The sequence below is a fragment of the Siphonobacter sp. BAB-5405 genome (assembly GCF_002872335.1).
Lineage (GTDB): Bacteria > Bacteroidota > Bacteroidia > Cytophagales > Spirosomataceae > Siphonobacter.
The window spans coordinates 1-7,261 of record NZ_NJAG01000066.1 but is presented as its reverse complement, the minus strand read 5'-3'; the positions used below and the strand labels follow the sequence as shown (position 1 = coordinate 7,261).

Annotated in this window: 8 protein-coding genes and 1 pseudogene; 8 read left to right on the top strand and 1 reads right to left on the bottom strand. The window is 51.2% G+C overall.

Translation table 11 applies throughout. The annotated features are described in order from the left end of the window. The 8 genes and pseudogenes from BWI97_RS25205 to BWI97_RS25190 all read left to right on the top strand — a co-directional run. Positions 1-403, top strand: a 403-nt coding sequence (locus BWI97_RS25205) for a serine hydrolase (protein WP_146011029.1), incomplete at its 5' end; no start/stop codon positions are given. A 167-nt stretch (positions 404-570) separates the two neighbouring features. Then, positions 571-1,791, top strand: coding sequence for a carboxypeptidase-like regulatory domain-containing protein (locus BWI97_RS28665; protein WP_233208035.1), 1,221 nt, complete (start codon positions 571-573; stop codon positions 1,789-1,791). Between the two features lie 32 nt (positions 1,792-1,823). Further along, entirely contained in the window at positions 1,824-1,997 is a 174-nt protein-coding gene (locus BWI97_RS28660) for a hypothetical protein (RefSeq protein WP_233208034.1), read from the top strand. Beyond that, positions 1,997-3,658 carry a hypothetical protein gene (locus BWI97_RS28655; RefSeq protein ID WP_233208033.1) on the top strand — a complete coding sequence of 554 codons (1,662 nt, stop codon included), beginning with the start codon at positions 1,997-1,999 and terminating at the stop codon, positions 3,656-3,658. Before BWI97_RS28660 ends, BWI97_RS28655 begins: the two co-directional genes overlap by 1 nt. Continuing rightward, the gene (locus tag BWI97_RS28650) at positions 3,655-3,816 is read left to right on the top strand and encodes a hypothetical protein (RefSeq protein ID WP_233208032.1); all 162 of its coding nucleotides are present in this window, start codon (positions 3,655-3,657) and stop codon (positions 3,814-3,816) included. The genes BWI97_RS28655 and BWI97_RS28650 overlap by 4 nt, the downstream gene beginning before the upstream one ends. Positions 3,817-3,838: 22 nt before the next feature. Beyond that, a complete protein-coding gene (locus BWI97_RS25195; RefSeq protein WP_102203284.1) occupies positions 3,839-5,401 on the top strand; it encodes a SusD/RagB family nutrient-binding outer membrane lipoprotein in 1,563 nt (520 codons plus the stop codon). Between the two features lie 247 nt (positions 5,402-5,648). Next, a pseudogene (locus BWI97_RS28645) lies at positions 5,649-5,768 on the top strand (helix-turn-helix transcriptional regulator); the annotation flags it as partial. Between the two features lie 25 nt (positions 5,769-5,793). Further along, positions 5,794-6,132 carry a cupin domain-containing protein gene (locus BWI97_RS25190; RefSeq protein ID WP_233208031.1) on the top strand — a complete coding sequence of 113 codons (339 nt, stop codon included), beginning with the start codon at positions 5,794-5,796 and terminating at the stop codon, positions 6,130-6,132. Between the two features lie 131 nt (positions 6,133-6,263). Here BWI97_RS25190 and BWI97_RS25185 read toward each other — a convergent pair. Next, on the bottom strand, positions 6,264-7,261 hold a 998-nt coding region (locus tag BWI97_RS25185; RefSeq protein WP_102203283.1), incomplete at its 5' end, for a TIGR03364 family FAD-dependent oxidoreductase.

Genomic DNA, 7,261 nt, shown 5'->3' with positions numbered 1-7,261 from the left:
AAAGAAGCAATACGTTCGGGCTGATTCGTTTCCGCAGTTCAACTACGCCATCTGGCTGGGCAATCGGAAAGGGCCGGGCCGAATGAGTGCAACGACCCGCGACTTGCTCCGCTGGGATCGGGCTTTGTATACTACGCAATTGGTGAGTCCCGCCACCTTGCAGGAGGCATTTACGCCCGCTCGCCTGAGTAACGATTCGCTGTCTAATTACGGATTTGGCTGGAAGATTCAACAGCATCCACGCTTGGGTAAAGTGGTTCGTCATAGCGGAGACAATCCCGGGTACAAGAATGAAATCATTCGGTACATCGAGGCCGACAAGACCGTGATTGTACTCTGCAACAATGACCACGTAAAGCTGCCCCAGTTACTACAACTTATTGAGGAAGAGTTGGGGCGTTAGTAGTCGTAAAGAGGATTAGATCCAGTTGCCTAAAACCTTTGTTTACATATTCTTAACAATTGAATACTTATAGTAATGATTCGTTCATACTGCCTTCAACATTAGCTAAAAGCTGCCGCTGACCTTTGCGGGGAGATTACCGAACATTCGTTCCAAACAAACTCCTCATGAAACAGCTTTTACCGAAGCCGCAGCGATCATTGGGTTATCTTTCGTTGCTGACCGCTTTATGGATGGTATTTTTTTCCCTGACTTCCCAGGCTCAGGACCGAACGCTTAGCGGAACCGTACGCGGCCAGGATGACCAGCAGCCTTTGGCTGGTGTGGCCGTACGGGTTAAAAATTCAAATCAGGGTACAACCACCAACGCCGACGGTACCTATCGTCTCACGGTTCCGGCGGGTGCTGAAACGCTGATCTTTACATTTGTTGGCCATACCACGCAGGAAGAAGCCATCGGCAACCGGACACAAATCGACGTATTACTGGCTGCTGATCAGCGACTGCTGGAAGAAGTAGTCGTTACCTCGCTGGGGATTACCAAGGCGAAACGGGATCTTTCCTACGCTACGCAAACAATTAAGGCCCAGGATCTGGTGAAGGCCCGCGAACCGAACCCCGTAAACGCTCTGGTGGGGAAAGTGGCCGGTCTGAACATCGGTGCGAGTGCGGAATTACTGCGGGCTCCGCAGGTACTGTTGCGGGGTGGCCGCCCCTTGTTTGTGGTGGACGGTGTACCCATTGTATCCGACACTTACAACATCAATCCCGATGATATTGAGTCGTACGACGTGATTAAAGGCCCCTCGGGTTCAGCCCTGTATGGATCACGGGCGACGAACGGCGTTATCATCATTACTACCAAAAAAGGCTCGAAAGACAAACGTGGGTTTTCCGTAGAAGTCAATTCGAGTACAATGACAGAAAACGGTTTTCTGGCCATTCCTAAAGTACAGGATGAGTACGGTCCGGGAAACAAAGGAACCTACTCGTTCGTCGATGGTCGCGGTGGTGGACTCAACGACGGCGATTACGACGTCTGGGGTCCCAAATTCGAAGGTCAGCTGATTGCCCAGTATGACAGCCCCATCGATCCGCAAACCGGCAAGCGAATCCCTACGCCCTGGGTGGCTCGCGGTAAAGACAACCTGAAGCGTTTTCTGCGTCCGGGCGTCCTGTCTACCAACAGTGTAGCCATTTCGGCGACTTCCGGTAAAACGGATTTACGTTTCGGGATCACCAATCAGTACCAGAAAGGTATGGTGCCGAATACCAGTCTGAACAGTACTACCTTCAGTGCAACGCTGGGTCAGAACATTTCCGACCGCGTTCGTTTGAGTCGAACTTTAACTTCAGTCGTCAGGCTTCGGCCAATTACCCGGACGTAAATTACGGTCCGAACTCCCTGATTTATAACACCGTGATTTGGGCGGGAGCTGACTGGAATGTTGATGACATGAAGCAACTCTGGCAGCCCGGCAAAGAAGGCATCCAGCAGATTTACGCCGAATACCAACGCTACAACAACCCCTGGTTTGTGGCGAAAGAATGGTTGCGAGGTCACTATAACAATACGTACAATGGCTACGCCTGATGAAATTCGATCTGCTGAAAAACCTGGAACTACAGGCTCGTACGCAGGTGACAGGTTACGAATTGTTCCGGAATGAAAAAATGCCGTATTCGGCCACCACGTACGGACGGGAGCAGGCGAAGGGAGATTACCGCGAAGACCGCCGTTCCTTATTGGAAAACAATACCGACGTATTGCTGAACTATAACAAAACCTTTGCTCATGACATCAGCCTGCGGGCCGTGGGTGGTTTCTCGGGACGTTTTTTCCGGTATAATAGCAACTACGCTTCAACGGATTACCTGAGTGTGCCGGGCGTTTATACCTTCGACAACTCCCTGAACCCCACGCGGGCGAACAGCTTCAACTCTCGGATGCAGGTACTGAGTGCCCTGTACAGCGTTGATGTGAACCTGGGTCGTTATGCAACGCTTTCGACGACGGGTCGCTGGGATAAAAACTCTACCTTGCCCTCGGATAAGAACGTATATTTTTACCCGTCAGCCGGGGTAAGCACGGTAGTATCGGATTACGTTCGGACTCCTGCGGCCATTTCTTTCGTGAAATTGCGGGCTTCGTACGCCAACGTAAAAGAGGCCTTTACGCAGCAGAATGTGTATACGGCGTTCTCTCCCTTAAATGGTAGCAACCCGCTGGGTTACGGTCAGACCTTTGCTTCACCCTACGAAGGACCTTCGTACGGAACGACGGTTGCTTATACGATCAGCCGTCCGTACAACAATGAAGCCGCAGCCAGTTATGCCAACGCTCTGGTGGATCCTAACCTGAAACCTTCTTCACGGACGAGTTTTGAAGCGGGTCTGGATGTACGCTTCCTCAAAAACCGGATCGGTCTGGACGTCGCGTACTTCAGCTACCTCGATGGTCCGCGTATTTTTGGCCTGACCCTGCCCGAAGCTACGGGGTATTCTTCCCTGACCACCAACGGAATTAAATCGCAGAAACGCGGTCTGGAAATCGCACTGACGGGTACGGCTCTGAAAAGTGCCCGTGGTCTGAACTGGGACGTAACGCTGAACTGGAGTACGTTTCAGGAATACCTGAAAGAGATTTACGGTTCGCAAACGCGACTCAACCAGTTCTACAAAGTGGGCGATCGTCTGGATGCCTATTACGGATCGGCCTTTGCCCGTACCCGCGAGGGACAAATCATCAATGATGCGAACGGACGGCCCGTGGTTAATCCCGTGAATCAATTCCTGGGTTACACCAATGCCGATTTTGCTTTCGGGTTCATCAACAAATTCAACTACCGCAATTTCTTCCTGAACGTACAGGTCGATGGTCGCGTAGGGGGCGTAATCGAGGATTACATCCAGAAACAAACCTTCCGGGGCGGTCGTCATATCGAAACGGTACAGGGAAAGATGGGTGAAGCCCGCTACCAGGATTACAAAGGGGTAGCTTCCTGGGTAGGTCCTGGGGTGGTACTAACTAACGGAAACATCCAGTACGATGTGGATGGAAACATCACCAACTTCGAATCGCTGAGTTTCTCACCCATGTCGGACGCCAACAAAACCTACCTTCAGGATTGGATCAGCCGTTACTACAACACCAACGAAGCCAACATGATCAGCCGGAGCTTTGTGAAGCTTCGCGAAGTGACATTCGGGTACCAGATCCCGAGTCAGGTATTACAGGGTCGTTTAGGTTTGTGAAATCGGCCAGCATTTCGTTCGTAGGTCGTAACCTGCTGTACTGGGCTGAGAAGAAGGACCTTGATGTCGAGCAGTTTGTTAGCTACTCAGATAGGGGATCGAGCCTGCAAACGCCCACTACGCGTCGGTACGGGGTAAACATCAACCTGATTTTTTAACGGATTTCCTAGCAATCACGCAATGAAAAAGATACTCTATAGTCTGGTACTGCTGCTGAGCCTGGGAAGCTGCCAGAAATTCGAAGAACTCGAAAAAAATCCCAACCTGCCCGTACAGGTACCAGCTGATCTAGTACTGAAGGACATCCTGATGGATATGTATGAAGGAACCTGGAACAAGGATGCCCGGTACAATCAGTATTACACCGTCAATTACAACTATTACGGCAACAACGAGTACGACTGGACGACGTCGGATTTGCGGTACACGACGCTGAAAAATGTCCTGAAAATGGAAGAAGAGGCCAAGAAAAACCTCTCGACCGATAAAAATGCGTACGCTGCACTAGGTAAATTTTTCCGGGCCTACTTCTGGTTCTGGATGACCCAGCGGGTGGGCGATGTACCCCTGAAAGACGCCCTGCAGGGAGAAGCGAACATTACACCTCGCTACGATACGCAGAAGGACATCTACCTACAGGTGCTGACCTGGCTGGACGAAGCCAACACGGATCTGGGGAGTTTACAGGCCGCTGGTCAGGCTACGCTACCCCTGAAAGGTGATATTTACCTCAACAACAGCCTGAATTCCTGGCAGAAAGTGGTTAATGCGTTTAAACTTCGCGTACTGATTAACCTGAGTAAGCGTACCGATGATGCCGATTTAAAAGTAAAAACCCGCTTTGCCGAGGTCGTATCTAATCCTACGAAATTTCCCCTGTTTACGGGTAATGCGGATAACCTGCAGTTTGTGTACAACGCCGTTTACAACAAATACCCCATCAACCCGGATAACTTTGGGAACGACGCTACTCGTCAGGAAATGTCGGCGACGCATGTGGAATTACTGAAACGCTACCAGGATCCGCGTTTGTTCGTAACCGCCGAACCCGCCGAAGCTCAACTCAAAAAAGGCGTGAAGGCCACGGATTTTGCGGCGTTCGTAGCTCCAAGTCCAGCGTTGAGTCTGGATGTAATGTCGACGGGAGCCAACAATGGCGAGTACTCCTTCATCAACCGGAATCGCTATTACAAAGGTTACACGCCCGAACCAACGGTTATTCTGGGTTATTCCGAGCAATCGTTCAACATTGCCGAAGCCATTAACCTGGGCTGGGCAACGGGCGATGCGGCAGATTACTACCAGAAAGGCATTCTGGCCAACATGGATTTCTTTGGCATCAAAAATGGAACGAACACCGTAGTTTTTGAAATCCGGAATGCGGGCGTAGCCACGTCACAGTCCTTTACCATCAGCTTCGATCCGACGGCGTACCTGGGCCAGTCGCTGGTGAAGTATGCCGGTAACACTACTGAAGGACGCAAGCAGATTCTGAATCAGAAATACCTGGCCCTGTTCATGACCTCGGGTATTGAGCCTTTCTTCAACTGGCGGCGAACGGGCTATCCCGACAACTTCGCTACCCAGGGAGCGGGTATTGGTACACGGGGTATTCCCCGTCGCTGGCAGTATCCGGTTTCGGATCGGTTGTACAACGAAACCAATTACCGCGAAGCTCTGCAACGACAGTTTGGTTCAGCCACGCAGGATAACGTGAAAGACGAACTCTGGATGTTGAAATAACCCCTTACCGGGCCTGCTCCAGACGGGGCAGGCCCGATTTATTTTGTTAAAGGTCGTACGAAAGGACGAACCTACGTTTCGCAGAAAAGCCAGAAAAGGAAGTAGAGCTTAGCAAATGAGCCCTATCTTCGAACCTGTCTACCAGTTGTACGATGATTATGGAAGGAGCGTTTTTAGTAAGAAGTAAGCCGCCGTACTTAAAGAACGAAGAACCAGTCAACGCCTTACGGTACAGGAGCTTGCCGATCGGGCAGGCGTTAGTAAAGGGCTGATTTCACAGATCGAAAATGGCCGAAGTATTCCTTCACTGCCGGTATTATTTCAGATCATTCAATCCCTGAATAGTGAAGTAGGAGACTTTTTTTGAGAATTTAAAGCTTAGCGAACCGGTCGTGCTGGTTCAGAAGAAAGATTCCTTCGAGGCCTTTGAAAAGGAAGATGCCCACGGCTTTCAGTACCAACGCATTTTAACCCGGAGTATGGCCGCCTCGACCGTCGATGTCGTGCTGCTGGAACTGGCTCCGCATTCGCAACGCGAAGAAGTGAGAACCGAAGCTTTTGAGCTGAAATACATTTTGAAAGGCCAGGTTGATTACCTCATCAATGGGCAATCGTACACCCTGGAAGCGGGGGATGCTCTGTTTTYCGATGGCCGCTTGCCCCACCTGCCCCGTAATACCGGCCGGCAATCCTGCCAGATGCTGATTGTGTACTTCTTTGATCAGCGGTAACTCAGGTACGAAAAGAGATTCGCTGGTTAGTACCCCTTAGCCGAGCCAATGTAGCTTTTCTAGGTATTGGTACATCAAATATAAAAAGACTCCCAAGTCAATAGCTTGGGAGTCTTTTTATATTTGATGTATTAAGAAAGCACCACTTCGAGGGGGTGATAGGTTCCGGCCACCACCGCTTCACATAATCCAAACGAAAGTGTCATGCCCGCTCCACCCAGACCGTTGATCACCGTAACTCCGGATTCGGGCGAGGTGACCCACTCGGTTTTACCCTGCGTATGTTTGGGGTAGATGCCGTGCCAGGTTTGCTGAATCTGATACGAAGCAAAGGTAGTGAAGGTACGCAGATAGTCGAGCACCAGGGCATTGACCGCCGTCCGGTCGAAGGGATCAAATGTCAGGCCGTATTCGTGCGAATCGCCTACCGTAATCTCGCCTAACCCATTTTGCGAAGCCATCACGTGAATGCCCCAGTCCATATACTCTTTTTTTTCCCGCTGGTAACGTTCCAGTAACTGGGGCAACGAAGGGGCACTGAGAAAGCCCTTGTAGTGAATCAGGGATAAACCTCCGCACAGGGAAGGACCGATGTCACCATTTTGAGCTTCGAGCCGCAGCATTTGTACTTTACACTTGGTAATGGGGGCTTCGGCAAAGGCTTCCGGGTACAGGGTTTCAAAATCAACGCCGCTGCACACGTAAATTTCGTCGGCGGACCATTGCCGTTTGCCGGACCAGACATTTGGGTACTCAATCCGACTGATCGCCGTATTCCAGTGAAAGGTTACGCCATACTGCTCGGCCAGATAGGAAGGAATGCTACCGATGGCCTGCCGGGGATCGACAATCATCTCATCGGCGGAATACAAGGAACCTAATAGTCCCGCAGGCTGTACGACGGAGGAGCGTTCGCGGGTTTGACCGGGCGACAGTAAGGCCAGCGGGCGGGTCGGCTGACTGGCTTCCTTGAATTCCTGCAATACTGTCCATTCGTCCGCGTGATAGGCCATGTGCAGGCTTCCCTGCTGACTGTACCAGCAACCGGACCGCTGCAATACCTCCGTCCAGATGCTTCGCGAACGGAGTGCCCGTTCGTACAAGGCTCCTTCGGGTTGACCAATGGGCC